This window comes from Corynebacterium pygosceleis, assembly GCF_016595275.2.
Lineage (GTDB): Bacteria > Actinomycetota > Actinomycetes > Mycobacteriales > Mycobacteriaceae > Corynebacterium > Corynebacterium pygosceleis.
The window spans coordinates 713,979-739,971 of record NZ_JAENIQ020000001.1; the positions used below are offsets into that span (position 1 = coordinate 713,979).

At 66.5% G+C, this 25,993-nt stretch carries 21 protein-coding genes; 3 read left to right on the forward strand and 18 right to left on the reverse strand.

The window, feature by feature from the left end; all coding sequences use genetic code 11:
- Positions 1 to 15: 15 nt before the first annotated feature.
- The 11 genes from JIM94_RS03100 to JIM94_RS03150 form a co-directional block, all read right to left on the reverse strand.
- Complete coding sequence (locus JIM94_RS03100; protein WP_200252825.1) at positions 16 to 816, reverse strand: ABC transporter ATP-binding protein; 801 nt, start codon at positions 814 to 816, stop codon at positions 16 to 18.
- A complete protein-coding gene (locus JIM94_RS03105) occupies positions 813 to 1,862 on the reverse strand; it encodes a FecCD family ABC transporter permease (RefSeq protein ID WP_248702984.1) in 1,050 nt (349 codons plus the stop codon). Before JIM94_RS03105 ends, JIM94_RS03100 begins: the two co-directional genes overlap by 4 nt.
- Complete coding sequence (locus JIM94_RS03110; RefSeq protein ID WP_234039231.1) at positions 1,859 to 2,818, reverse strand: FecCD family ABC transporter permease; 960 nt, start codon at positions 2,816 to 2,818, stop codon at positions 1,859 to 1,861. The genes JIM94_RS03105 and JIM94_RS03110 overlap by 4 nt, the downstream gene beginning before the upstream one ends.
- A gap of 41 nt (positions 2,819 to 2,859) precedes the next feature.
- On the reverse strand, positions 2,860 to 3,894 hold the full coding sequence (locus tag JIM94_RS03115; RefSeq protein ID WP_200252832.1) for a hypothetical protein: 1,035 nt from the start codon (positions 3,892 to 3,894) through the stop codon (positions 2,860 to 2,862).
- Positions 3,895 to 3,932: 38 nt separating this feature from the next.
- A complete protein-coding gene (locus JIM94_RS03120) occupies positions 3,933 to 6,149 on the reverse strand; it encodes a hypothetical protein (protein ID WP_200252835.1) in 2,217 nt (738 codons plus the stop codon).
- A 33-nt stretch (positions 6,150 to 6,182) separates the two neighbouring features.
- Positions 6,183 to 7,181 (reverse strand): ABC transporter substrate-binding protein, encoded by a 999-nt coding sequence (locus JIM94_RS03125; protein WP_200252837.1) that lies wholly within the window; start codon positions 7,179 to 7,181, stop codon positions 6,183 to 6,185.
- Positions 7,182 to 7,375: 194 nt separating this feature from the next.
- A complete protein-coding gene (locus JIM94_RS03130; RefSeq protein WP_200252839.1) occupies positions 7,376 to 10,129 on the reverse strand; it encodes a YncE family protein in 2,754 nt (917 codons plus the stop codon).
- A 210-nt stretch (positions 10,130 to 10,339) separates the two neighbouring features.
- Positions 10,340 to 12,343 carry a heavy metal translocating P-type ATPase gene (locus JIM94_RS03135; RefSeq protein ID WP_200252841.1) on the reverse strand — a complete coding sequence of 668 codons (2,004 nt, stop codon included), beginning with the start codon at positions 12,341 to 12,343 and terminating at the stop codon, positions 10,340 to 10,342.
- On the reverse strand, positions 12,340 to 12,681 hold the full coding sequence (locus JIM94_RS03140) for an ArsR/SmtB family transcription factor (RefSeq protein WP_200252843.1): 342 nt from the start codon (positions 12,679 to 12,681) through the stop codon (positions 12,340 to 12,342). Before JIM94_RS03140 ends, JIM94_RS03135 begins: the two co-directional genes overlap by 4 nt.
- A gap of 27 nt (positions 12,682 to 12,708) precedes the next feature.
- Positions 12,709 to 13,209, reverse strand: a complete 501-nt coding sequence (locus tag JIM94_RS03145) for an NUDIX domain-containing protein (protein ID WP_200252845.1) — start codon at positions 13,207 to 13,209, stop codon at positions 12,709 to 12,711.
- A gap of 7 nt (positions 13,210 to 13,216) precedes the next feature.
- A complete protein-coding gene (locus JIM94_RS03150) occupies positions 13,217 to 13,693 on the reverse strand; it encodes an SdpI family protein (RefSeq protein ID WP_234039233.1) in 477 nt (158 codons plus the stop codon).
- A 330-nt stretch (positions 13,694 to 14,023) separates the two neighbouring features.
- On the opposite strand from JIM94_RS03150, the gene JIM94_RS03155 reads away from it, so the two are divergent.
- The 3 genes from JIM94_RS03155 (at position 14,024) to leuS (ending at position 19,223) form a co-directional block, all read left to right on the forward strand.
- Positions 14,024 to 15,274: a dicarboxylate/amino acid:cation symporter gene (locus JIM94_RS03155; RefSeq protein WP_200252848.1), complete on the forward strand. Its 1,251-nt coding sequence runs from the start codon at positions 14,024 to 14,026 to the stop codon at positions 15,272 to 15,274.
- Between the two features lie 145 nt (positions 15,275 to 15,419).
- Positions 15,420 to 16,271, forward strand: a complete 852-nt coding sequence (locus JIM94_RS03160) for a class A beta-lactamase-related serine hydrolase (RefSeq protein WP_248702985.1) — start codon at positions 15,420 to 15,422, stop codon at positions 16,269 to 16,271.
- Between the two features lie 78 nt (positions 16,272 to 16,349).
- A complete protein-coding gene (gene leuS / locus JIM94_RS03165) occupies positions 16,350 to 19,223 on the forward strand; it encodes a leucine--tRNA ligase (protein ID WP_200252850.1) in 2,874 nt (957 codons plus the stop codon).
- Positions 19,224 to 19,303: 80 nt separating this feature from the next.
- On the opposite strand, the gene JIM94_RS03170 is transcribed toward leuS, so the two are convergent.
- The 7 genes from JIM94_RS03170 to JIM94_RS03200 form a co-directional block, all read right to left on the reverse strand.
- On the reverse strand, positions 19,304 to 20,227 hold the full coding sequence (locus tag JIM94_RS03170) for a hypothetical protein (RefSeq protein ID WP_200252852.1): 924 nt from the start codon (positions 20,225 to 20,227) through the stop codon (positions 19,304 to 19,306).
- 273 nt (positions 20,228 to 20,500) lie between these two features.
- Positions 20,501 to 21,502, reverse strand: coding sequence for an ArsA family ATPase (locus JIM94_RS03175; RefSeq protein WP_200252855.1), 1,002 nt, complete (start codon positions 21,500 to 21,502; stop codon positions 20,501 to 20,503).
- Complete coding sequence (locus JIM94_RS03180) at positions 21,493 to 21,768, reverse strand: cory-CC-star protein (protein WP_248167443.1); 276 nt, start codon at positions 21,766 to 21,768, stop codon at positions 21,493 to 21,495. Before JIM94_RS03180 ends, JIM94_RS03175 begins: the two co-directional genes overlap by 10 nt.
- A gap of 1 nt (position 21,769) precedes the next feature.
- Positions 21,770 to 23,494, reverse strand: a complete 1,725-nt coding sequence (locus tag JIM94_RS03185) for a carbon starvation CstA family protein (RefSeq protein WP_200252857.1) — start codon at positions 23,492 to 23,494, stop codon at positions 21,770 to 21,772.
- Between the two features lie 214 nt (positions 23,495 to 23,708).
- Positions 23,709 to 24,524 carry an Fpg/Nei family DNA glycosylase gene (locus JIM94_RS03190; protein ID WP_200252860.1) on the reverse strand — a complete coding sequence of 272 codons (816 nt, stop codon included), beginning with the start codon at positions 24,522 to 24,524 and terminating at the stop codon, positions 23,709 to 23,711.
- Between the two features lie 106 nt (positions 24,525 to 24,630).
- A complete protein-coding gene (locus tag JIM94_RS03195) occupies positions 24,631 to 24,948 on the reverse strand; it encodes a hypothetical protein (protein ID WP_200252862.1) in 318 nt (105 codons plus the stop codon).
- 17 nt (positions 24,949 to 24,965) lie between these two features.
- Complete coding sequence (locus JIM94_RS03200) at positions 24,966 to 25,835, reverse strand: siderophore-interacting protein (RefSeq protein WP_200252865.1); 870 nt, start codon at positions 25,833 to 25,835, stop codon at positions 24,966 to 24,968.
- Between the last annotated feature and the right edge of the window lie 158 nt (positions 25,836 to 25,993).

A 25,993-nucleotide genomic window follows, 5' to 3' on the forward strand; every position in this document is an offset into this window, starting at 1 on the left:
AACATCCCACCCGCTTCAGTTTCTGTCGAGGGGGACGACGATGGGGCGTCCGGAGTGTGGGTCGGTGATCAGGTCGCAGTCGAGGCCGTAGACGTCTGCGATGAGGTCGGCGGTGACCAGTTCGGTGACCGGTCCTGTCCCGACGATGCGCCCCTCTTTCATCATGATGAGGTTTGTGGCGTAGCGGAAGGCGAGGGTGAGTTCGTGGAGGACCGCGACGACGGTGACTCCGTCGCGTTGGAGGTCGCGGGCGAGGTTGAGGACGTCGACCTGGTGTGTGATGTCGAGGTAGGTGGTGGGTTCGTCGAGCAGGACGATGGGTGTTTGTTGGGCGAGGACCAGGGCGATCCAGACCCGTTGGCGTTGTCCGCCGGACAGTTCGGAGACGAAGCGGTCCTTGAGGTCGGTGACGTTGGCTCGTTTCATCGCTTGGTCGACGGCTTCCCGGTCGGCGGCCGACCACTGCCGCAGGATCCCCTGGTGCGGGTACCGGCCCCGGGCTATCAGATCCTCGACGATGATCCCGTCGGGTGCGTGCGGGGCCTGGGGCAGCAGGCTGAGCTGCTTCGCCACATCCTTGGGCGCGAGGGAGGCGAGCGGCACCTCATCGAGGGTGACCGATCCGGTACCGGTGGGCAGCATTCTGGCCAGTGCACGCAGGAGCGTCGATTTGCCGCATGCGTTGGGTCCGACGATGACGGTGAACTCTCCGGTGGGAATGTCGATGGAGAGGTTCTCCAGGATGGTCGTCTTCCCGTACCCGACGGTGATGTCGTGGGCGCGGAGACGGGTGGCGGTCGTGTCCGGTGTGGTCATGCGTGGTGGTCCTTCCGCCATTCATGGGCGAGCAGCCAGATCAGGTAGACGCCGCCGAGGGATCCGGTGACCACACCGACGGGTAGTTGGGTCGGGGCGAACAGTCGCTGGGAGATGACATCCGAGGTGAGCACGAGGAATCCGCCCATCAGTGCAGCGGTGCCGAGGCCCGGTCCGCTGGTCCGGGTCAGTCTGCGGGCGAGTTGGGGTGCGGCGAGTGCGATGAACGCGATGGGCCCGGCGACGGCGACAGTGACGGCCACCAGTGCGACGCCGAGGACGATCAGCTGGATGCGTCGGGTGTCCACGGGGACCCCGAGCCCGACCGCGAGATCCGGGCCGGTGAGCATCACGCCGAGTGGTCTGGACAGTGCGAGAGCGCACGGAATGAGGATCATCAGGATCACGGTGAGGGTGAGGGTCTCCCCCCAGGTGGTGGCGTTGAAGGATCCGGCGAGCCACTGTGCGGCGGTCTGCGCGGCGGTCAGTGACGCGCGGACGATGAGCAGTCCGTTGACACCCTGGAGGATCGCGGCGACACCGATGCCGATGAGGACGAATCTGGTTCCGGTGATCCCGTTGCTCCGGGACAGCAGGTACACGAGGGTCCCGGTGGCGAATCCGCCGAACAGGGCTCCCAGGCCGATGGCCAGGGGGCCGCCGCCGAACACGATGATCTGGAGCAGGGCACCCGTCGCGGCGCCGACGGTGAAGCCGGTGATGTCGGGGCTGCCGAGGGGGTTTCCGGTGAGTGTCTGGAAGATCGCCCCGGATGTGCCGAGTGCGGCACCGATGAGAAGTGCGGTGACGACCCTGGGGGCCCGCAGGTCGCGGACGAAGAACTGTGCGAGCGGATCATCTCCGGTTCCGAGAAGTGAGGCGATGACGTCGCCCGGTCCCAGTGGGTAGTCCCCGAGCATCAGTGCGAAGATGACCATGCCCGTGATGACGGCACCGAGCAGTCCGGTGACCGCCAGGGTGCGGCGTTCCACCCGGAAGGTCCAGGAACCGGTGCGGATCAGCAGGAAACGGCGGTGGAAACTCACAGGGCCTCGATTCGTCGTCGACGGACGATGGCGATGAAGAACGGGCCGCCGATGATCGTCGTGACGATCCCGGTCTGGATCTCCTGCGGCGCGATGACCACACGGGCGAGGATGTCGGCGGTGAGAAGGACGACCGGGGCGGCGAGCGCGGAGAACGGCAACGCCCATCGTTGATCAGGTCCGCAGATGTACCGTCCGATGTACGGGACCCCGAGGCCGATGAACATGATCGGGCCGACCGCCGCTGTCGCCGCGCCGGCGAGGAGGGTGACCGCGATCATCACCGTGGTACGGAGCCGGGCCACCCGGACCCCGAGTGAACGACCCTGCTCATCCCCGAGAGCGAGGGCGTTGAGCGCCGGTGCGGAGACGAATGCGAGAACGGTCCCGAGGGCGATGAATCCCGCAACACACATCAGAACCGGCCACCCCCTCCCCTCGACTGATCCGGTCGCCCAGAAGCGGAACTCGTTGAAGGCGTTCCGGTCGGAGAGGATGACCACCTGGACGATGGAGGACACGGCCATCGTCACGGCCACCCCGGCGAGCGCGAGTCGGACGGGGGTGGGTCCGGTCCGTCCGACCCCGCCGAGGATGTAGACGACGACGGCCGCGAGCGCGGCACCGATGAAGGCGAACCACAGGTAGAACCAGATGCTGGTGATTCCCGCGACGGCGACGGCCAGGACGACCGCGAGGGAGGCACCGGCGTTGACGCCGAGAATGCCCGGATCGGCCAGGGGGTTCCGGGTCAGTGACTGCATCAGTGCCCCCGCTGTACCCAGCGCGGTGGCGACGACGATGACGAGCAGGGTGCGGGGTACGCGCTGCGCGTGGATCACCGTGGATTCGAAGGAGGCGTCCGGATGGATGAGCAGCTGAAGGACATCTCCCGTGGGAATCGGGTTGGAACCGATGAGCAGTGAGGCTGTGCTGAGGAGGACGAGGAGGATCATCGCGGTGATGAATCCGGTTCGTCGCCGGGTCCGGTACATCGCTACCGGTTGGCGTCGGGACGGGTGCGGTGGGTGTAGAGGTAGGCGGCCACACCGGCCAGCCCCACGATGAGAATCGCCCCGCCGACGAGGAGCCCGACCATCGGGGCACGGTTCGACTCCGCGGCCACGGAGGCCGGCTGAATGTCATCGGAACCGGATTCCGCTGCACCGTCGGTGTCGGTGACCGCTGATGATGGACGTGTGCCCCCGGACTGCGCGGCTCCCGCCCTGGCGGCGAGGGTGGAGCGTTCGATGCTCTTCCCGGCCTTCCCGGAATCCGCGGGGCGTCCGTTTGCGTGGTTTTCCTCCCGCCGGGCCCCCTGCCCGGAGCCTCCACCGGGAGCGGGCTCGTCGATCACCGTGGTGACGGTCCGCGGGCCGCCCCCTGCCGTTCCACCCCGGTCGGCGGCGGGAGATCCTCCGCCGCTCCGGTCCCCGGTGCCGGATTGCGTGCCGTCGCCACCGTTGTCGTCGTTCGCCTTGTTCGTCCCGGAGTCTTCCTTGAGGAACGTGTCCAGGAAGTTTCCGCCTCCGCCCCCGGTACCCGTGTCTCCGCCCCCGGTGCCACCGGTATCACCGCCACCTGAGACGACGGTGAAGTAGGTGCTGTGGCTCGTGTATCCCTCGATCCCGACATAGTTGCCGTCCGAATCGGTGAGTTCTCTGCTGGAGAGGAAGCGCAGCCAGTGTTCACCGTCGTCGATGTCGCAGGGCAGGAGCACCGATCCGTAGGCGCTTCCGTCCGAACTGATGCGCTGGGTGGCGATCACACCTGTTCCGTGCACGGACTGGTCGGAGTACCCCGATCCGTCATCGAGTTTGATGTTGAGTGTCTCTCCGGCGGGGAAACCCTCGACCGAGTACGTCACCGTCTCACAGGGTGCGACCGTGCCCGGGGACACCGATGAACTGGTTCCCGGGGTGTCGGGACCGGGACCGCCCGGTGGGACGGCACCTGCCGTGGGGAGGCTGGTGAGGGCGGCGAGCGCCGCAGTTCCACCTGCGGCGGTGATGCGGTGAATGGGGTTCTTCATGGTTGGGCTCCTACGGGCGGTACTGGATTGGCTGACGGTCAGTGCTGTCTGCGTCGGTGTCGGAGGACGGCTCCGAGCACGAGAAGTTGGACGAGGGCGATCGCCCCGAGAATGAGGGCCCAGTCCGTTCCCGACATCAGGGGTTGCGCGACCCCCGTGGTGCCGGTCCCGCCCGCCTGCGCCGTCGGGGCGGTTTCCTCGTCCACGGGTGCGGGCACAGACTCCGGGGAACGGTGTCCGGTACCTGGGACGGGTGCCCAGCCGATGAGCTCGCCGGAGGAATCCGTCAGCGCGATACGGTGCTCTCCGGTACCCAGAGCGGAGATGTCGAGTGCGACCTGGGAGAGATCATCGAGCCGGGCCCAGCCGATGCCGGTGGGTTTGGGACTGTAGCTGAACAGGTAGACCCACTCCCCCGGTTCATGTCCACCGGCGGCCAGCGTCATGAGATCACCGTTGAGCGAGGAGGTGACCGGTCCGATGCGGCGGGACGTGAGGTTCGCCGCGTTGAGTACCGGAGGAGCCGGTTCGCCGTCGGGCCGGGGCAGCTCGACGACCGTGTTCCGTCCCGACCGGGAGGTACGGTTCCCGGATCCGGTTCCGGTCGTTCCGGAGGTACCGTGTCGACGCTTGATGACGGTGACCACGGTCTCCTGTTCGGTGCCCTGTGCACCGGGGGTGCCGCCGCCTCGCGTGGTACCGGAGTCCCCGGGCGAATCGGTGGCTTTCCCGCGCGCGCCGGGGGTGGTGCCGGGGTCTTTTGTCGTCGCGGTCTCCGGCTGCAGCCTGTTGAGGATCCGGTAGATCTCGCCGAGCTTCCCGTTGAGTCCCCCGACCGCCCCGATCAGTGGTGCGACCGCGAAGATCAGGTCCCGGGGCACATCCTCTGGATTCACCGGGTCCGGGGGATCGCCGGGCTCCGTGGTGTCCGATTTCCGGAGGGTGATCCAGTTCCACCCGACGAGATCGCTGTACTCCCCCGCGTTGCCCGACTGGAGGACGAGCTTGAGTGGTCCGGCCGGGAGATCGTCCGGTTCACCCAGCGGCAGGCTGATGCGGTGGTCCTCGCCGACCGTGTACCAGTTGTCATCCCAGGGCAGCCGGACGGAGCTGTCGTCGATGTAGGTGCTCGCGAACACCCAGTCCCCCGGTTCCGAGTCGGGGAGGGTCACGGTGACCAGGGACGGTGTCTCGGTGAAGGACACACCCTTCTGATTGGCGGTCGTGAGGGTCGCCTCGTAGTCGAGGGGCTCGGGGACACCACTCGGCCGGTATTCGCCGACGGTGAAGGTGGTGGTGTCGTCGCCCCGGCGGGGAATCGACCTGATCGGGTCACCGTCCTTCAGGGTTCCGGTGAGGATCCGGATGTGGTGTGACCCCGGTTCGAAGATGGGGTCGGATCCGTACCGGCCCCGGTCGGTGCCGTCCGGCAGGACGATGTCGACGGCGAAGTCACCGGTTCGCGGATCGGCGTCGTGCATCGCCCAGATCGTCGCGTTGTCATGGACCTGGTGGCCCGGGACGTGTTTGAACCGTCCGTCGTCGATCTTGATGGACAGTCGTGAGCCTCCGTCGGTCGAGTGGCAGAAGCCGGTTCCGCTGATCGTGAGCGTGCCGTCGGGGTTGGGTTTCGGGGCGACCGTCACCGTCGGTTTCGGTGTCGAGGGCACGCAGGTGATCGCATCCGGATTCGCCGGTTCCACCCACTCTTCCCCGCCGACGGCGAGCGGCCCGAGAACGACGGACCGTTGGATGTCGTCCGCTCCGGCGAGTCCGCTGGTGACCGCGACGTTGAACTTCTGTCCGGGGGTCAGTTCGGTGGGCAGGTCGAGGTTCGTGTGGAAGGATCCGTCGTCGCCGGCGGTGAAGACGGCCCAGATCGTGGGGTCCGGATTCCCGTTCCGTGGATGGTTGACCACCGCATCCCCGGTGCGTGGGTAGATGCCCGATTCGCCGTCCGCCAGGGTGTAGTAGAGCTTGACCACGACGGTGGATCCGGCGGAACCATCGACCGTGTGCCATCCTGAACCATTCAGCTCCACGTTCTGGCCCGCTTCGACGACGTAGGGGACGGTGGCCCGGGCCCCGTCATTCGATTCGCCGGTGAACAGTTGTGTCCCATCGGCCTGCGTCTGCACACCGGCCGGGGTGTCCGCGGTGGCGGGTGCCGGAAGACTGAGGGTCTGTGCCGTGAGGAAGGAGGTCAGGATGAGGGCGGTGGCGCCGTGGATCCGGTGGGTCTTGGCTGTGTGCACGGTGTGGTCTCCGGTGGTGGGGGCGGTGGGGTTCTACTGGGCGAGATCGGCGACGTCGTCGAGGATGCGGTTCATCAGGAGGGGCCCTCCGGTGGAGGTCCACAGATCACCCGCCACGGGGATGATGGTGCCGTTCCGGTACGCCTCGAGGTCGGTGAAACCCGGGACGGTCTCCGCCTGTTCGAGTGCGTCCCGGGCCCCGTCGAGGTTTGTTTTCCCTCCGGCGCCGGGATTGTTGACGCTGGAGCCGCCGAGTGTTCCGAAGAAGATGTAGTCGGCGTCGATGTCCCGCAGATTCTCCAGGGACACGGGTTCCGAGTGCCCGCGCCCACGGTGGTCCTGGTTCGGTGGCCTCTTCAGCCCGAGATCGTTCAGGGCGATTCCCGCGGGCAGTTCCTTGAGGATCAGGGACGCGGAGTTTCCCTGCCACCGGACGATGGAGAAGGTGGAGTCACGGTAGGCGTCGAGTTGCGCGGACACGTCCGCCACATGGGCGTCGTAGTCGGCGATGACCTTCTCGCCCCGGTCGACCATGTTCAGTGCATTGGCGGTGTTCCGGAAGTTGATGCGCCAGTCGCCGCCCGCGTATCCGGTGTAGACGACGGGTGCGATGGCGCGGAGGGCTTCGATGACGGGCGGATTGTTGTTGATGCTGGTGCCGTCGACGAGGATCAGGTCGGGGTTTGCGGCTCCGACGGCCTCGAAGTTCGGTTGCGCGACGTTTCCCAGGAGCGGAATGTCTCCCGCCTGTTCCCGCAGGTAGCCCGCGATGTCGTTCTGGCCACGCCCGGCGACCGCTCCGACGGGCGTGATCCCGAGTGCCAGCAGCCCGTCGAGGGTCGGCTCGGACAGCGCGACAACGCGTTGAGGTGACACCGGAACGTCGACATCGGTTCCCTCGATGTCCGTGATTGTCCGGGTTTCGACCGTTTCGGCGGTGGGGCCGGGGTCGGGGGAACCGGAACAGGCGCCGAGCCCGAGGACGGAGGCGAGGATGAGGGCGGAACCGGTCAGGAAACGTCGTCGGTGCATGGTGTTTGGCTCCTTGGGTACGCCGTGTGTGTCGGGTGACCGGGGATGCCGGGGCCTTTTCCCGAAGAAGGGCGCCAGCTCTCCGGCCACGACCCCGCGTATGGGGTCGGGACTGGAACCTGATCTCGGCCGGGTACCGTCCCGGGACAGTGATGTCAGTGGGGCGGCACTCGGCCGGATGATTCAGGTGGTGATCAGATGTGGAGCAGATCCCGCAGGGGCTGCGGCAGAACGTGTGCCGGGATGACCCCGATCTTGACGAGGTAGCCGAACAGTGCGGTCAGACCACCGATGCCACCGAGGAGTCCGAGGAGTCCGAGGACGGAACCCGAACCGGAGCTCGTGGTGCCGGGATCCGGGGTCTCGCCAGCATCAGGAGTGTAACGGTGGATGCTGTCCATCTCAGAGGTGCCTCCACGGCTCGCCTTCCCGATGACGAAGATGTGTCCCTCGTTGTCGAACGTGACGTCGTTCGGCAGCGAACCGGCGTCGAGGTTGGCGATCTTCTTGTTCGTGGCCGGGTCGATCACCGTGAGGGTACCGGCGGTACGGTTCACCGCGTAGACCTTCTTCGTCGCGGGGTCGTAGACGACCGCGAGTGCCTGGGCACCGGTCTTGATGTCGGCCAGCACCTTCTGGTTCTTCATGTCGTAGGCGAGAACGTTGTTCGTGCCCTGGCTGGCGACGTAGAGGGTGTCGGTCGCGGGATCGACGGCGACCGACGATCCACGGGAGACCATGTCAGCGGGTAGTTCGTAGACGGTGGATGCACCGGTGCGGACATTCACCTTGACAGCCTTCGGGGCGCGCAGCGACACCGAGTAGAGGTCACCCGTCTCCTGGTTGAGCTGCAGACCCATGGCGTTTCCGAAGCCTGGGGTGGACAGGGAGCCTTCGTGCTTCAGGGTGTCACCGTCGAAGATGGCGATGGAGTCCGTCTCCGAGACCGGAGAGGACGCGTACGCCTTGCCGGTCGACTGGTCCACGACGACGGCGCGGGCGTGGTTGATGATGTCTGCGGGGAACTGCTTCACCAGGCTCAGATCCGATGCGCGGTAAACCGCCACCGAGTTGCCCAGGGTGTTGGTCGTCCAGACCAGACCGCGCTTGTCATCGACGCCCACTCCGAATACGCGGCCGTCGATGTCATCGGTGGCGGGCTGAATCTCTTTGGTGACCTCGAGGGTGTCCGGATTGACCTTCATCAGCCCCGAGACCTTGCCGTCCGCGCTGAAATCGGTCCGGGTGACGAAGAGCGCGTTCTCCTTGGCGCTGTAGCGGCTCTGGTACACGCCGGCGGGAAGTTCCGCCTCCTGCACGGTGTACTTGTCCGTACCGTACAGCTTGTTGTCCGGGGTGATGGTGACATCGGTCTCGAAGGTGCCTTCGTGACCGTCGACGGTGTAGGCGATCCGGATCTTCTGGCCGAGCAGTGCGGCGTCCCCCGGAATGGCGACATTCGGGATCACGGTGCGGGAGTCCGCACCGGAGACGCCCTGCTGACCGTCGGTGAGGAGGTTTCGGTCCCCGACCCCGACGAAGTCGACCGTCGCATTCTCGGGCAGACCGATGACGATGACGTCCGCCTTCGAGTCGAGGGCCGAGTTCGAGAGCTTGTCGTTGCCGGCGACGGTGAGCTTGACGGCGGGATCCACGCTGACGGTGGTCTCCGCGCGGACATCGCCGGCACTGAGAACGACGGTGTGGCTTACCCCGGCGGCGGCACCGGGCTCGACCACGATCTCGCCCTCGGCGGTTCCCTCGGAGTCCGTGGTGATGGTGTCGCCGGTCCTGTGGTGGCCGAGGGACCACTTCGCTGCGGCACCGTCGACGGTGACGGACACCTCGGTCTCCGGGGCGAAACCGCTGGCGGTGACCGGGATGTAGACGGATCCGCTGCGGCTGGACGTCTCGCCCCGCTCGGCGGTGACCTTCGCGTTCCTGGTGGGCTCCGCGGCCTCGGTGACGGTGAACCACGTGAGGTTGGAGACGGATTCGCCGCCGTCGTTGGCGTTCCCGAGGATCCGGATCCAGTAGTCACCGGGGACGAGGTCCTCCGGGACGACGAGATCGAACTGGAAGAAGCCTTCGGCGTTCGGCAGCTGGTCGCCGGTTAAAATACCCGCGCCGCGCGTGACCTCGCTGAGACCACGACCGCCCTGGTCACCGATCGGCACGGCACCATCGTTGATCTTCACGACGAGACGTCCGCCGTCCGGACGCTGCTTGAAGCCTGAGCCGTAGACGGTGATCACGTTCCCCGGGGCAACGTCCGTTCGGACCTTGACGTATCCGTCGCCGACGGTCTTGCCACCGCCACGCGGGGTGTCGCCGGTCACCGAGGTGCGCGGTGTCTCGGAACCGTCTCCGTTCCCGTCGGAATCCCCGGTTCCGTCGCCGTTCCCACCGTCGGTCGCCTCCACGACATCGAACCAGGCGAACGTCGATACGGCGGGCCCACCGTCCGCAGGGCTACCGAGGACACGCACCCAGTAGGCACCGGGCTCGAGATTCCCGGGGACCCTGACCTTGAAGGTGAATTCACCCTTTTCGTCCGGGAGGAACGGGGTTTTGAGCGTTCCGGTTCCCGCGGAGTCGACATCGGTGACGTCGGCACCGGTCTGCCCCTCGGGCAGCTTCACTCCGCCGTCATTGATCTTGACTCCGAAGGAGCCGTCCTCGGGACGTTGTCCGAAGCCCGAACCGTGAACGGTGAGCAGGCCGCCCGCCTCGACGGTGGCGTCGGCGGTGAGGGTGCCGCCGAAGGTTTTTCCGTTGTGACGCGGTTTGTCGCCGGTGACCGAGGACTTCTGTCCGGATTCGTTCTCGGCTGCTGCCGCAGTGGCGGCGGGGACAATCGCGGTGACGCCGGTGGTGAGCAACGACGCGGAGAGCATTGCTGCGATGGCGCGCTTTCCGACTCGTCGTGAACTGAGGGTGTGGTTCATGGAATCTGTGGCTCCCTTGTACGGGTTGAGACGGGCCCGGATGGCAGCTGGGCACCCCAGAAACTGGTCGTCGGTGCTCCTGCCGCCCCGGGTGGGTCAGAACAAGGCTAGGCATACCTCAGCATCAGCACAAGTGAAGGCTTTGTGATTCGTCTATGAGATGGAGCACATCGTCATGGAAAAGTGGGGTGGTTCAGGTCGGAGGAATCTTCAGGAGGAGGTGCCGCGGCGGAAAACCTCCCGGTCGTCCTGCGGATCCGCGTCGGTCGCGGCGCCGGTTCGTCGTGCTGGGGTGTCGGGCGGTGCGGGGATCTTCCCGGGCACACAGGCCGCGCGCCGGGTGGCTGCGGCACGTAGGCCGTTCGCGATGATGATGATCTCGGCGGCTTCGTGGATGAACACGATCGCGGACAGTCCCAGGACGCCGGTGAGCGCGAGCGGCGGGAGGATGATGATGACCGCGAGGGCCAGCGCGATGTTCTGGTTCATGATCGAGTGACCCCGACGCGCGTGGCGGATGGCGTCCGGCAGCAGTGTCAGGCTGTGTCCGGTGAAGGCGATGTCCGCGGATTCGATGGCCGCATCCGTTCCCGTCGCCCCCATCGCGACGCCGATGTCGGCCGACGCCAGGGCGGGGGCGTCATTGATTCCGTCGCCCACCATCGCCCAGCCCCGTCCCGTGACCGCCCGTGCCTTGTCCTGTGGCAGGAGTTCGGCCCGCACATCCGTGATGCCCGCGTCATCCGCCAGTGCCGCGGCGGTCCGGCTGTTGTCGCCGGTGAGCATCGTGACGGCGAGCCCCATGTCCCGGAGGGTCTCCACCGTCTCGGCGGCCTCGGGGCGGAGGGGATCGATGATTCCGATGATCCCCACGGATGTGTCGTCCGCACGGACGACCACGACGGTCGCGCCCCCGGACTCGAGTTCGTCGACACGGGGTGCCATCTCCCCCGGATCGACGAAGCGGGGGCTGCCCACGGTGACCCGACGCCCCGACACCCTGGCCCGCATCCCGTGCCCGGCCATCTCCTCGACGTCCAGGGCCTCCGGGATGTCCCGGTCCTCGGTGGCCCGCAGGATCGCTCCGGCCAACGGGTGGGTGCTGTGCCGTTCGACCGCGGCGGCGAGAGTGAGTGTTTCGTCGGGACCTTCCGTGCAGACGACGGTCGGGGTGTTGCGGGTCAGCGTGCCGGTCTTGTCGAAGGCGATGCGGTCGACGGCGCCGAATCGTTCGAAGGCGGCACCCGACTTGATGATCACGCCGAAACGGCTGGCCGCCCCGATGGCGGAGATGACGGTGACGGGTACGGCGATCGCCAGTGCGCAGGGTGATGCGGCGACCAGGACGATCAGCGCGCGTTCGATCCACACGGACGGGTCGCCGAACAGGGAACCGATGGCCGCGACGGCGGTCGCGGCGATCAGGACGCCGGGAACCAGGGGCCGTGCGACCCGGTCGGCCATTCGTGCCCGGGCACCCTTCTCCGCCTGCGCCCGGGTGACGAGGGTGACGATCGTGGTCAGGGAGTTGTCGGTTCCGGGTGCGTCGGCGTGGATCTCCAGTGGTGAGCCGATCGCGATGGATCCCGCGGGAGCCGTGTCCCCCGGCCCGACGTTCACCGGGATGGATTCACCGGTGACGGCGGAGGTGTCCAGGGCGCCCTCCCCCCGGGACACGGTGCCGTCGGTGGGCACCCGCTCCCCCGGGCGGACGATCACCGTGTCGCCGATGATGAGTTCGGTGATGCCGATCGTCTCCGGGGTGGTGCCCCGGCGAACGGTCACGGTCTCGGGGATGAGGCTGACGAGGCTGCGGAGCCCCGCCCTGGCCTTCGCCATGGCCTTCTCCTCCAGTGCCTCGGCGATGGAGAACAGGAACGCCAGGGCTGCCGCCTCACCGACGTAGCCGAGAGCCACTGATCCGACGGCGCTGACGGTCATGAGGAGGCCTATGCCCAGTCGTCCGCCACCGGAGCCGGTGAGGAATCTGCGCACGGACTGCGGGATGAACGTCGAGCCACCCAGGATCAGCGCGACCCAGAAGAGGAGCGGGTGCAGGAGGTGTCCGAGCAGCAGGAACACTCCGGACAGCAGCGGCACCAGGAGGGTGGTGTCCCGCCACCACGGTGTTCCCGGTTCGTCACGGGCGGCGAGCAGCCCCTCGGTCGGTCGGTCCGGTGCGGTGGCACCACCACCGCAGCATGCGTCGCTCATCGGTTCGCCTCCGCCGGGGTCTCGTTGAGGCAGGTTCCCGGATCGTCACACACGGTGAGCACGATGCGGGTCATGTTGCGGAGGGTGTCCGCGAGTTCCGGCCCGGCGAGAGCGTAGCGGACCTTCCGTCCCTCGGGGTGGGTGCGGACGAGTCCGCAGTCCCGCAGGCAGGCGAGGTGGTTCGAGACGTTCGCCCGGGACAGCCCGAGCTGTTCGGCGAGCTGGGCGGGATAGTGGTTTCCGTGCAGGATCGCGAGGAGCAGTCGGCAGCGGGTCGGGTCGGCGAGGGCCCGGCCGAGGCGGACGAGTGCCTGTTCGTGGGCTTCAGTATGGCTCATCCACGGAATGGTACACGCTGGACTGAACTATGTGGAGGGGGTGCCGATCCGGGTGGGGCCGCCGGTGAGGGCGACGGCGATCGTCCGTCTGAAACGTTCCGGCATTTCCGGCAGCTGATCGACCGGGAACCAGGCGACCTCACTGTTCTCGTCATCGGCGGCGTGGACGTGTGCGGTGGCACCCACGGGCCGACACAGAACGGCGGTGTCCATGTAGGAGGCGACATCCCCGTTGGGGTAGGTCACGGGACCGACGGCCTGAACCCACAGCACCCGCTCAACCTCCGCCACGAGGCCGGTTTCCTCCGCGATCTCACGGACCGCGGTGACGTCGGGCTGCTCCCCGGGGTCGGCGATACCGGTGACCGGCGTCCACGCACCCGTGTCCACGCGCCGCACGAGCAGCACCTCATCCGCTCCGGAGTCGGCAGGGTGTGGACGGAGGACCACCGCCGTCACACCCGGCAACCAGAGCGGGGCGTGACCGATTCTCCTGCGTAGTTCGAGGATGAAACCGGGGGTCGCCACGGGTGGACTAGTTCCCGTCGGCCTGGCTGGCCGCCCGGCGGACGGCATCCAGATCCACCGTCGGGGTGTCCTCCCGGGTGTCCGCGCCGTCTCCGCCGCAGCATCCACCGCCGGAGGAACATCCGCCACCGGCCTCCGCGTTCCGGTTGGCCGCGACATCCGCGGCGGCGGCGACCCTGGCTCCGAGACCGGCACCCGCACCGGTGAAGACGAGTGCCGCGACGACGGCCACGACGGGCAGGAGCCACATCCAGCCCGAGGCACTGACACCGATGACGGCGCCCACGAACATGAGTACGCCACCTGCGATCCACAGTGGTCCGGCCGCCCGGTGCGCGAGCACCCAGACGTCCTCGGACTTCCGGACCTCGGCGACGTGGATACCCAGGACCGGATTCCCGGGGAGTTTTCCGGCCCATCCGAGAACACCCGTGATGAGCAGGATCAGGGCGAGAAGGAACAGGACGACGGAGATCGCGATCATGGTTTCAGTCTAAACCCGTTCCACCGGTGCGGTCGTACCCGCCCTTCCGGCAGCTCACCGCTCGCCGTCGGCCGGTCGGGTGTGCGGCCCGCCACGGGAACATCGCTGGTGTGCGCCGGGGCTGATCCCGTATCGTGAGTGAAAGATGTCGAGAAACTGTGGAACAGATATGACTTCCCACACCTCCGACTCAGCCCACGCCTGTACCTCCCCGGCCGGTTCCACCGTTCCGGGAGGTGACCGGCGTCGGATCCCCCAGATCCGTCCCGGCTCCCCGTGATACCCCGGGGGGACGGTGCGGCGGAACACCCACCGACCTAGGTAGAACACATGGACCTGAAAAGACTGTCTTCCTCACTGCTGTTCAAGATCATCGTCGCGATCATTCTCGGCATCATCTGCAGCTTCTTCTTCCCGGATTCGCTCGCCCGCGTCTTCGTGACCTTCAACGAGCTGTTCGGGAACTTCCTCGGCTTCTTCATCCCGGTGCTGATCTTCGCCCTGATCACCCCCGCCATCGCGGGACTGGGGCGAGGGGCGGGCAAATGGCTCGCTGTGACCACCGGGATCGCCTACGGGTCCACGGTCTTCGCGGGGCTGCTCGCGTTCGGTGCTTCGTCGCTCCTGTACCCGTCCCTGCTCCGGCACCAGCCGATGGTTGATGCGGTGGATGTCGGGGAAGGGGCGTTGAGCAGCTACTTCAGCATCGAGATGCCGGCTCCGTTCGGTGTGATGACGGCTCTTCTGCTGTCCTTCACTCTCGGTGTGGCGATGACCGCAGTGAAAAGTGACACGTTGTACCACACGGTGAGGGATCTCGAACGTGTCATCATGCGTGTCATCTCCCGGTTCATCATCCCGCTGCTGCCCATCTTCATCTTCGGCCTGTTCCTCTCGATGGGCATGAACGGCAACCTGACCTCCACCCTGACGTCCTTCGGGACCGTGCTGATCATCGCGATCCTGATGACGTTCATCCTCCTGGTCATCCAGTTCGCCATCGCCGGCGCCGCGGCCGGCCGGAATCCGGTCCGGGCCTTCCTCAACATGCTGCCCGCATACGGCACCGCCCTCGGCACCTCCTCATCCGCCGCGACCATTCCGGTCACCTACGCGTGCACGAAGCGCAACGGTGTCGCACCGACGGTCGCCGGTTTCACCGTCCCCTTGTGCGCCACCACGCACCTGTCGGGCTCCATGCTGAAGATCTCCCTGTTCGCCTTCGCGATCATGTACATGAACGACATGCAGCTGACCTTCCCGATGGCGATCGGCTTCATCCTGATGCTCGGCATCACGATGGTCGCCGCGCCGGGTGTCCCCGGTGGAGCGATCATGGCGGCGACCGGCCTGCTCGCCTCCATGCTCGGTTTCAACGATGAACAGGTCGCGCTGATGATCGCCGCCTACATAGCCATCGACTCCTTCGGTACCGCCTGCAACGTCACCGGAGACGGAGCGATCGCCATGGTCGTGAACAAGCTCGCCAAGGGACAGATCTCCCGTTCCGAGCAGCAGGAGACCCTCGGCTACGAGGTCGACATCATCGAGGAGGACGAGGAGCTCGACTCCAGGATCTAGCCGACCGGGCGTACGCCCGCGTTCCTCTTCGCCCGTCCGGAGCCCCTGTGGCACCAGGACGGGCGTCGGCGTTCCGGGGGTGTTTCACGTGAAACACCCCCGACCGGTTTCCCGGATCACCGCTCCACCGACCTATCATGTGCCGGTGATCAAGACTCGAACACTATTAGCTTCGCTGCTCGCGGTGGCGGGTACCGCCCTCGCGGCCCCGACCGCCGGTGCACTCACACTCAATCCGTGGACGGTGCCGGACCGGACCGAGATCAGTGTGCGGAACATCGACGGCACGGTGTTCAGCGTCCGGGGCGACCGCCCCGGACCCGCGCTCTCGCTGGCGAAGCTCTATCTGGCGTACGGCGTTCTCGCGGCCGGAGACCCCGTGGACCGTGACGCCGTGACCCACATGATCCGGACGTCCGACGATCTGACCGCCTCACGGCTGTCCGCGAAACATCCGACCGCGATCGCTGACACCATCAACCGTTTCGGTCTCCACCGGACCCACGCCGGCCCCGACTGGGGATCCGGTGTCACGACCACGGACGACGTCGTCCGGTTCCTCACCGCGGTGCGTGACGATCCGACGGCCGCCCTGATCATCGACGCCATGGCGACCGCGGCTCCCGTGGCCGCGGACGGCTACCACCAGAACTACGGCACCGCGACGCTCCCCGGTTCCCGGGCCACGAAGTTCGGTTGGTCCGATGACGGCACGATCAACGCGACCGCGACCTACGGGAACGGATGGACCGCCGCCGCCCGCACGTACGGCCCCCCGGATCAGCTCACCCGGGACGTCCACACCGCCGTCGTCGACTCCCCCGCTCCACAGGCACCGGGCCCTGCGGGCCCGCCACCCGGATCCGGTTCCTGGGCCGTCACCGGGGCTCAGCTGAAACACCAGGTACGGTGCGCGGATCCCCTCAACCTCCGGCACGGGATACCTGACACGGTGCTCATCCCCACGATGCTGGCCTCAGCACTCCCCCGTTGCTGACCGCCTCGCGGGCACCGGCGTGCGACCGGACGACGGCCCGTGCTGATCGACGCGCGGTGCGGTTATAGACTGTGCCCTATGACTACACCGAGCGAGACTCCCGCACACCGTTACACCGCGGAGCTGGCGGGCGGCATTGAGCGCACCTGGCAGAACCACTGGCGTGAACACGGCACCTTCAACGCGCCGAACCCGGTCGGCGACCTCGCCCCGGCGGACGGTACGGAGCTGCCGGAGGACAAGCTCTTCGTGCAGGACATGTTCCCCTTCCCCTCCGGGGCGGGGCTGCACGTCGGACATCCCCTCGGGTACATCGCCACGGACGTCTACGGTCGCTACAACCGTATGCTCGGTAAGAATGTGCTGCACACGCTCGGATACGACGCCTTCGGTCTGCCCGCCGAGCAGTACGCGATCCAGACGGGAACGCATCCCCGGATCAAGACGCAGGAATCCATCGACAACATGGAACGTCAGCTCGGCCGCCTCGGCCTCGGCCACGACCGTCGCCGTGTGATCGCGACCACCGACACGGACTACTACCGCTGGACGCAGTGGATCTTCCTCCAGATCTTCAACTCCTTCTTCGATCCCGCACGGCGCAAGGCCCGCCCCATCGCCGAACTCACTCCCCTGCTCGAATCCGGTGAGCTGCCCGTGCCCGCTGAACTGTCGGAGAAGTTCGGCACCACCGACTTCACCACGCTCGACCGTGTGCAGCGGGCGGAGGTCGTCGACGCCTACCGTCTGGTCTACCGCTCGAACTCCACCGTCAACTGGTGCCCCGGGCTCGGTACCGTGTTGGCGAATGAGGAGGTCACCGCCGACGGTAAATCCGAACGCGGCAACTTCCCCGTCTTCCGCAAGAACCTCTCCCAGTGGATGATGCGGATCACCGCCTACTCAGATCGACTCATCGACGACCTCGACCTCCTGGACTGGCCCGAGAAGGTCAAGTCCATGCAGCGTAACTGGATCGGACGCTCCCGTGGCGCCGAGGTCACCTTCGACGCCGACGGTCACGCCATCGACGTGTTCACCACCCGCCCCGACACACTGTTCGGTGCGACCTACGTCGTTCTCGCACCTGAGCATGAACTCGTCGATGTTCTCGTCGCCGAGGGAACCGGTTCCTATGAGGGCATCGACGCACGCTGGACGTACGGTCAGTCCTCCCCCGCCGAGGCTGTCGCCACGTACCGTTCCGACATCGCCGCGAAATCGGACCTCGAGCGTCAGGAGAACAAGGAGAAGACCGGTGTGTTCACCGGTGCCTACGCCACGAACCCGGTCAACGGTTCACAGGTCCCGGTGTTCATCGCTGATTATGTGCTCACCGGATACGGCACCGGCGCGATCATGGCGGTCCCGGGCCACGATGACCGCGACCACGAGTTCGCGACCGTCTTCGGGCTCCCGGTCCTCGAGGTTGTCTCCGGTGGTGACATCACCGAAGCCGCCTTCACCGGTGAAGGCACCGCCGTGAACTCCGCGAACGATGACGGCCTGGACATCAACGGTCTCGGACTCGCCGACGCGAAGGCGACGACCATCGCCTGGCTCGAGAAGAAGGGCACTGGACGGGGAACCATCCAGTACAAACTGCGCGACTGGCTCTTCGCCCGGCAGCGCTACTGGGGTGAGCCCTTCCCCGTGGTCTACGACGCGGACGGTGTCGCCCATGCACTCCCCGAGTCGATGCTGCCCGTCGAGCTGCCCGAGGTCGACGACTACCGTCCCGTCTCTTTCGATCCGGAGGACGCGGACAGCGAACCTCAGCCGCCGCTCGCGAAGGCCGGCGACTGGGTCGAGGTCGAACTCGATCTCGGTGACGGGCCGAAGACCTACACCCGTGACACCAATGTCATGCCCCAGTGGGCCGGATCGTCCTGGTACCAGCTTCGGTACATCGACCCGACGAATTCCGGGGCGTTCTGCGCCCCGGAGAACGAGGCATACTGGACCGGGCCGCGTCCCGCGGAGCACGGCGCCGACGATCCGGGTGGCGTCGACCTCTACGTCGGTGGTGTGGAGCACGCCGTGCTGCACCTGCTGTACTCCCGGTTCTGGCACAAGGTGCTCTTCGATCTCGGTCACGTCAGCTCGGTCGAGCCCTACCGGCATCTGTTCAACCAGGGTTACATCCAGGCGTACGCCTTCACCGATGACCGTGGCGTTTACGTACCCGCCGCCGAGGTCGAGGAGGTCGACGGCGAGTTCCTCCACGACGGCCGACGGGTGAACCGTGAGTACGGCAAGATGGGTAAGTCACTGAAGAACTCGGTCTCCCCCGACGAGATCTGCGACAACTACGGTGCGGACACGTTGCGTGTCTATGAGATGGCCATGGGTCCCCTCGACGCCTCCCGGCCATGGGCCACGAAGGACGTCATCGGTGCACACCGGTTCCTCCAGCGCCTGTGGCGTCTCGCCGTCGACGAGAACACCGGTGAGGTCGTCGTGACCGATGCCGAACTCACCGACGACGACAACCGGGCCCTGCACCGCACCGTCGCAGGGGTGCGCGAGGACTACTCCGAACTACGGGACAACACCGTGGTGGCCAAGCTCATCGAGTACGTCAACCATCTCACCAAGGCGTACCCCGCGGGTGCCCCGCGTGCCGCAGTGGAGCCGTTGACGCAGATGGTGGCCCCCATCGCCCCGCACATCGCAGAGGAGCTCTGGCGGCGACTCGGGTACACGGAGACGATCACCTACACGGCTTTCCCGACCTTCGATGAGAAGTGGCTCACCGATGACTCCGTGGAGCTTCCCGTCCAGGTCAACGGGAAGGTCCGGGGCCGGGTCACCGTCGCCGTGGATGCCTCGGAGGAGGACGCCATCGCCGCCGCGAAAGCCGAATCCAACGTCGCGGGCCACATCGACGGTAAGACCGTGGTGAAGGAGATCGTCGTTCCCGGCCGCCTGGTCAACCTCGTGGTGAAGTAGACGATCCGGGTCGGGAATGACACGAGCCCCGGAGCGGAACCCACCCACCCCGGGGCCGCCCGATCCGTCACGCGGCGGTGTCACTCACCGCCGTCGAGGAGGGACTCGAACGTCCACTCGTTGTCGATCGCGTGCACCAGGTACTCCATCAGCCGCCGCAGGTACAGTTCCTCCGGACCGTGGTCGGGTACACGCTGTTCGATGACCTCGAGGGCGACGGTCAGCGGCGTACCGTCCACCGTCCCGCACCGCGCATGGCTGCGGTAGGCGGCGAAGAAGAAGTACGGGTCGCACCGGGTCAGATCCGTCACGGTCGGCCACACACGGGGATCCGCCAATCTGGTGAGGAAGGTGCTCGCCGTATCCGTCAACCACGGCTGCGACGTCGGGCTGCCGGTGAAGAACAGATCCAGTTTCCCCACCGGATAGAAACTCAGGCACGGGTCCCACCGAACGGCGTCCCTGCACGGGACCAGGGAGTCGAACAGCTCGCCGAACTGGTGGGGAAGCTGATCATCGACGGCGACATCCCACGGGACGCCGAGTTCCCCACGCCCCATGATGTAGGTCCGGCCGTTGATGCGGTAGTCCATGCTGCCCTCGTCGTTGAAGATCAACCAGAACAGGAGACGCTGCTCGAACAGGACGCCGGACAGTGTGAGACAGAAGACCCGGAGCTGTTCCAGTGCACAGTGCGTCCGGGGTGCGTGCAGCGCGGGCACCCCGGAACCCGGATCCGTGGTGAGCAACTCATCGACGGCCCACAGATGCAGCAGTGCCTCCTCGAGGCAGGTCACCGGCACATGGTGACCTGTCGTGGCCAGGGTGAGCGCCGCGTCGCCGCGTTCCAGGCGGGCGGGCATCTCCGCGAGCTCATCCCGGTCCAGTACCGGCCAGTTCTCGAGTGGATCCCGGCCGGTGGCGAACAACTGCATCGCACCATGGAAGGTGGGGCCGGCGGTGAAGTCGAGCATCCAGTCGATGTCACGTGGGACGATGATCACGGTGGGTCCGTTCTGGGGTCAGACCCGCCCTGTGGAGGGGAACGGATCAGGGGCGGCTGGTCGGGTTCACTGTCCGGGAACCGAACGGGCCGGGTTCTCCGGTCGGTCCGGTGAAGGGATGACACCAGATAACAGTGAGAGGAATCACTAACTTCGACTAAATTAGCGGACCCTTGCCTAACTTCCAAGAGGTCGGCGGGAATTCACGGAAAACTGTCAGGTGACGCCCCGTATCCACGGTGGGCGTGTTCCTTCCGGGCCTCCTCCCTCCGGTTAACGGAGCCTCTCGCCCAGTTCGTACAGAACCTCCCGCGAGGTCGCTTCCCCGGGCAGCAGCGGGAGCTGGATCACGGGGACATCCGGCAGGCGGTCACGCAGGGAACTCACAAAGCCCTCCTCGAGTTCGGCTCGGGCCGCGAGGAAATCACCCTGGTCCCGGGGTGAACGTCGGTTGACCACGCACGCGGCCACCGACACGCCCGTCACGGACAGTTCGGAGTGGAGTTCCACCGTCTCCAGCACCGGCATGCGCTCGGCGGTCAGCACGATGATGAACGTGCAGAGCTCCGGATCGGTCAGGATACGTCGGAACCGCCGGAACAGATCCCTCCGTTCCTCCAGGATCGACCGCAGGCGTTCATTGCGGCGACGCACCGGGTCCGTGGAGGTGCCGGTCGCACCACGTGCACCGAGGAGATCCCGGTCCCGACGGGAGGGGGCACCCAACGCCTCCGCCGCGTCGGCGAGTTTCTCGGCCCTGGCCCGTCGGCCCAGCAAACCGTCGGTCCACGCGGACATCACCTCGGGTAGTGCCATCAGGCGGGACGTGTGTCCGGAGGGTGCGGTGTCGACGATCACGTGGTCGTACTCCCCCACCGATCCATCCACGATCCGGGCGATTCGCTCGAGGATCGCCGCCTCGTGGGTGCCGGGAGATCCGGCGGAGAGCCTCAGGTGCCGGGACACCTCGGTGTGGAGGTGCCGGGGCATCATCTCGTGCATGGTCTGCTCGACCCCGACGAGATGTGCGGTGACGGTGGCGTCCGGGTCGATCTCGACCGCCTCCAGGCCCGGGTCCAGGGCGGTCACGCGGTCACCGATGCAGGTGTCCCACAGGTGCCCTAGATTGTGCGCCGGGTCGGTCGACACCAGCAGTACCCGGCGTCCGCGCCGGGCGAGTGCTGCTGCGGTGGTGGACGCGAGGGTGGTCTTGCCCACACCACCCTTCCCGCCGAAGAACACGACGCGGCGGGAGGTGATCAGTTCTAGCAGCACGACAGGCCCTCGACCGGCGAGCGTTCCATACCCATGCGGCGGTGCCAGTCGTGGAACCGGTCGTACATGACGGGCAGGAGTTCGAGGGTGTGGTGACTCGCTGGATTGGGGACGCCGAGTGCCTCGCCCATGACGAGCATCATGAACAGGTCGTCCTCGTCCCGTGCGGCCCGTCGAAGTGAGGCCCGGTACGGGCCGGCGTAGAACTCCGCCAGTCCGTCGGAGACCGCACGGAGCCTGCCGCGCAGGTCATCGAACCACACCACGTCACTGCACCCGTGCGTGCGTGTCGACGCCGTCGGTGACCGCGGTGGCTTTGTCGAACTCGGCGTCGGTGATCGCAGGTGAAGCCATGGCGTCGCGCATGGCGCTGACGGAGGCGACGATGATCCAGACCGCGGCGACGAGGATGATGACGTCGAGGGTGAGCAGCATCCAGTTCCCGGAGCCGTAGAACGTCCCGAGCTGGATGACCAGCGCCCACACGGACACCGCCATGACGAACACCATGGGTATGAGCACCATCCTGTAGGGGCGGCGCAGCCGGATCAGGATGATGCAGATGATGCAGAGTGTGAGGGCCGCCATGAGTTGATTCGTCGTACCGAACAGTGGCCAGATCACCAGGCCCCCGGAGCCGTCGCCGCCGGAGGAGAAGGTCAGCGCGAGGGCCACGACCAGGACGGTGACGGTGGCCGTGATGTTCGACAGTTTCACACCGAGGTGTCCACCGATCTCCTGGACGACGAGACGCTGGAGCCGGACACCGGTGTCCATGGTGGTGGCCGCGAAGAGCACCGCCATGGTGGCGAGGATCGTCGCGGACAGGGAGGAGGGTAGGCCGAGTCCGGCGTGGATGATGCCGGAGCCGCCCTCGACGAAGGCGCCGACACCGCCCTTGCCGAAGGCGGAGTAGACCTCGCGCCACTGGGTAACCGTCTGGTATCCGGCGCAGGTCGCGATGATCGCTCCGAGCGCGAGGAGACCCTCGCCGACGGCACCGAAGTACCCCACGAAGCGTTCGTCGGTCTCCTTGTCGATCTGCTTGGACGAGGTACCGGAGGACACCAGGCCGTGGAAACCCGAGATCGCGCCGCAGGCGATGGTCACGAAGAGGAGCGGGACCATCGAGGGGGTCCCTTCGGGCAGTTGTGTGTTGAAGGTGGGGGCGACGAGGGTGGGAAGGGAGAGTGCGACGGATCCGTAGAGGATGATGAGACCGACGAACAGCTGGAGACCGTTGATGTAGTCACGCGGCTGGAGGAGCACCCACACCGGGAGCAGGGAGGCGACGCCGGCGTAGAGGAAGAGGACGACGATCCAGAAACCGTTCGGGTTCAGGCCGAGGATGGTCTCGGGAAGGGTGACGGGGAGTGAGTCGCCGACGAGCATCAGTGCGTAGAGGGTGACGACGCCGACGAGGGAGACCAGCGGCAGGTTCCATTTCAGGCGGTAGATGGCCTGGCCGATGAGGAGCGCGACGATGACCGCCCCCCAGGTGGGGATGACGGAGGTCGGCGTGCTGACGAGGAGTTTCGCGATGACCACGGCGAAGGCGGCGTTGACCATCAGCAGCAGGAGGAAGATGATGACGAGGAAGAGATTGCGTCCGTTTCTTCCGATGTACGTCCCCGAGAGGGTTCCGATGCTCTGGCCGCGATGTCGCGCGGACGCCCAGAGCGCACCGAAATCGTGCATTCCGGCGATGAAGACGGTTCCGATGGTGACCCACAGGAATGCGGGTACCCATCCCCAGATCACGGCGATGGCGGGGCCGACGATGGGGGCGGCTCCGGCCACGGAGGTGAAGTGGTGTCCCCAGAGCACGTACCGGTTGGTGGGGACGTAGTCGACGCCGTCCTCCAGGGTGTGTGCGGGGGTGCGGAAGGAGGCGTTCAGTCTGTAGATCCGTGACCCCAGGTATTTGGAGTAGAGGAAGTATCCGCCGAGCATTATGGCGACGCCGATGAGTGCGAGGACGAGTGCGTTCATGGTGGAGGCCTTTTCTTTCCGGTGCGGTTGTGCCCGGGGCACGGCCGTATGGCGGATTGTGAGGGAGAATACCCCCGGAGAGTAGGGTGCATTAGATCATATGTATCCGTCGGGGGACAGGGCTCTCCGGAAAAACCACGGCTCGGGGGTGATGTGACGGGGTTACCTGGACCCCTCCACGGTTCGTTCGGGGGCAGAATCGGGGTGTTCCCGTTCAGTTCCCGCCCTGGCAGCGGGGGCACCAGAAGAGGTTCCGTCCCTCCAGGACGGTGGTCTCCACGGGGGTCGTGCAGATGTGGCAGGGCTGTGCCGCACGTCGGTAGACGTAGACCTCTCCCCCGTGGTCGTCCTCGCGGGGTTCGCGGTGCATGGCCTCGGGTGTGTGTTCCGGTCGCACCGTGTCGATCCGGCCGGCCCGGACACCATCGGCCATGAGTGTGACCAGCTCGTCCCAGATGGCGTCGAAGTCGCTCCTGTCCAGGGCCTGGCCCGGTGTCCGGGGGTCGAGGCCGAGCCGGAAGAGCACCTCGGCCCGGTAGATGTTGCCGACACCCGCGAAGAGTTTCTGGTCCATCATCAGGGCCCCGATGGATTTTCCGGACCTGTGCACCCGGGTCCAGATCGGGTCGGGGTCGGCGTCGGGGCGTAGTGGGTCAGCACCAAGCTTCGCGACGGCTGCGTCACGCTCGGCGTCGGTGATGAGGCGGCACCACTGGGGGCCCCGGAGATCCGCTGCGGTGATCCGGTCGGTGATCCGGAGCCTCACCTGGCCGGTCGGAGCCGCGTACGGGGTGAAACCCAGTCCACCGATGAGTCCGAGGTGGATGTGGATGATGTGTTCGGGATGATCGTGTTCCACATCGATGAACAGTTGTTTCCCCCAGGCTTCCGCGAGGGTGATGCGGTGTCCGTCGAGGTGTGAGGCCTCCGTGCTGAAGCGGCCCTGGGGTGAGGAGAATTCGAGTTCCCGGTCGTCGAACGTGGTGGTGAGGCGCTCGGCGAGGCGGTGGATCACATGACCTTCGGGCATCGGTTCCTGTTTCTCTGTTCGGGTGGTCGTCAGGCGGTTCGGGTGTGGCGGCGTCCGGACGGGATCATCTGTCAGAAGTGCCTTTTCAAAAAATTGAATCTACCCATCATGGGGTGTTTAAAGATGACGGGATCAAATTGTCTGTGTCACCCATTTTTTCTTCGGGTGCGCTGATCCGCGAACACGCAGAGACGATCAGGGCGCACAGCGTCACGATGACGGCGAAGACGATCAGCCTCCGGGCCAGCATCCACAGTAAGAGTGTGAAGAAGGCCGTCGCGCTGAGCCACAGGACGGCCCGGAGACGGGGCGCGGTCGGCAGCATCGGATGCGTGGACGGGGTCCGGTACTCGAGCAGGCACCGGTACCCCGCGAGCACCGCACCGGCGATCAGGACCACCATGGGGGGCAGCAGAGAGTCCATACGCCGACCCTACCGAATCACCCGCGTTCCTTACCCAGGCGCCAGTACCCGGAGAAGAAGATCTTCTTCCGGTCCATCCCCCGGCTCTTCGTCAGATGACGGCGCAGTGACGTGGCGATGGATTGTTCTCCGCAAATCCACGCGTAACTGAGTGCGTCAACGTCGACGGGGAGTGCGTCGATGGCCGAGATTCCCGCCTGCGGGGCGTCCTCGATAGGTTCACGGAGTCGGGTGCACGAGGCGATTCCGGCCACGACACCGTCCAGTCCGGGGTCCAGGAGGTCGTCGGATTCCGCGAAGATGATCGCGTGGGTCCGTGCCCGCGCCTCCCTGTCGAGTGACTCGATGATCGCCGACAGTGCGGGAACGGCGGTCTCATCGGCGATGAGAAGTTGGGGTCCCTCCGGTAACCGGTAGGCGGCGGAGAGGAACCGGACCCCGACCTCCTCCCCTCCGGTCACGGTGCACGCCCAGAGTGAACCGGGCCCGGAATCCCCGTGGGTGACGATGTCGATGACCATTTCGCCGGCGTCGGGCCGCAGTTCCCGGATTGTGTAGTAGCGCATCGAGGGCCGGATGTCCTCGTCGAGGGCGGCGAGGGCCGCACGTGGGTTGAGGACCGTGGGGTCGGGCATGACCAGATGTTTCCCCGGCTGCGGCATGATGAGTGCGACGTATTCGTCGGGGCCGGCGCCGGTGAGTCCCCTGAACTCCGGTGCGGCGAGCGTGATCCGTCTGAGCCGCGCCGCCGGCGATGCGGTGGATGTGACCGTGGCCCGGATGAGTTCCTCACGGATCCTCGGGTCGGGCGGCATCGCCATGGTACGGCGCATCACCGTCGACATGACCTTCATGCCCGTCAGGTAGAGGGTGTTCTTCCATGACATGGTGGTCGGGGCCTTTCTCGTCGGCGGAGGTGTTGACCCGGATGACCCGGGGTAAGCACAGGCTAACCCATGGGCGGAAAAATGCGCAGGGGTGCGGGTCCCGCTTCCCGCGGGATCGGGTCGGGGTGCGTGGGTGGGGGCGCGGACACCCGACTAGA

What these genes read in the sequence shown, in the direction of transcription:
- JIM94_RS03100 (WP_200252825.1), bottom strand. Translation starts at nt 816, where the DNA reads ATGACCACACCGGACACGACCGCCACCCGTCTCCGCGCCCACGACATC.
- JIM94_RS03155 (WP_200252848.1), top strand. Translation starts at nt 14,024, where the DNA reads ATGGACCTGAAAAGACTGTCTTCCTCACTGCTGTTCAAGATCATCGTC.
- JIM94_RS03150 (WP_234039233.1), bottom strand. Translation starts at nt 13,693, where the DNA reads ATGATCGCGATCTCCGTCGTCCTGTTCCTTCTCGCCCTGATCCTGCTC.
- JIM94_RS03115 (WP_200252832.1), bottom strand. Translation starts at nt 3,894, where the DNA reads ATGAAGAACCCCATTCACCGCATCACCGCCGCAGGTGGAACTGCGGCG.
- JIM94_RS03185 (WP_200252857.1), bottom strand. Translation starts at nt 23,494, where the DNA reads ATGAACGCACTCGTCCTCGCACTCATCGGCGTCGCCATAATGCTCGGC.
- JIM94_RS03135 (WP_200252841.1), bottom strand. Translation starts at nt 12,343, where the DNA reads ATGAGCGACGCATGCTGCGGTGGTGGTGCCACCGCACCGGACCGACCG.
- leuS (WP_200252850.1), top strand. Translation starts at nt 16,350, where the DNA reads ATGACTACACCGAGCGAGACTCCCGCACACCGTTACACCGCGGAGCTG.
- JIM94_RS03195 (WP_200252862.1), bottom strand. Translation starts at nt 24,948, where the DNA reads ATGGACTCTCTGCTGCCCCCCATGGTGGTCCTGATCGCCGGTGCGGTG.
- JIM94_RS03200 (WP_200252865.1), bottom strand. Translation starts at nt 25,835, where the DNA reads ATGTCATGGAAGAACACCCTCTACCTGACGGGCATGAAGGTCATGTCG.
- JIM94_RS03110 (WP_234039231.1), bottom strand. Translation starts at nt 2,818, where the DNA reads ATGATCCTCCTCGTCCTCCTCAGCACAGCCTCACTGCTCATCGGTTCC.
- JIM94_RS03125 (WP_200252837.1), bottom strand. Translation starts at nt 7,181, where the DNA reads ATGCACCGACGACGTTTCCTGACCGGTTCCGCCCTCATCCTCGCCTCC.
- JIM94_RS03130 (WP_200252839.1), bottom strand. Translation starts at nt 10,129, where the DNA reads ATGAACCACACCCTCAGTTCACGACGAGTCGGAAAGCGCGCCATCGCA.
- JIM94_RS03190 (WP_200252860.1), bottom strand. Translation starts at nt 24,524, where the DNA reads ATGCCCGAAGGTCATGTGATCCACCGCCTCGCCGAGCGCCTCACCACC.
- JIM94_RS03140 (WP_200252843.1), bottom strand. Translation starts at nt 12,681, where the DNA reads ATGAGCCATACTGAAGCCCACGAACAGGCACTCGTCCGCCTCGGCCGG.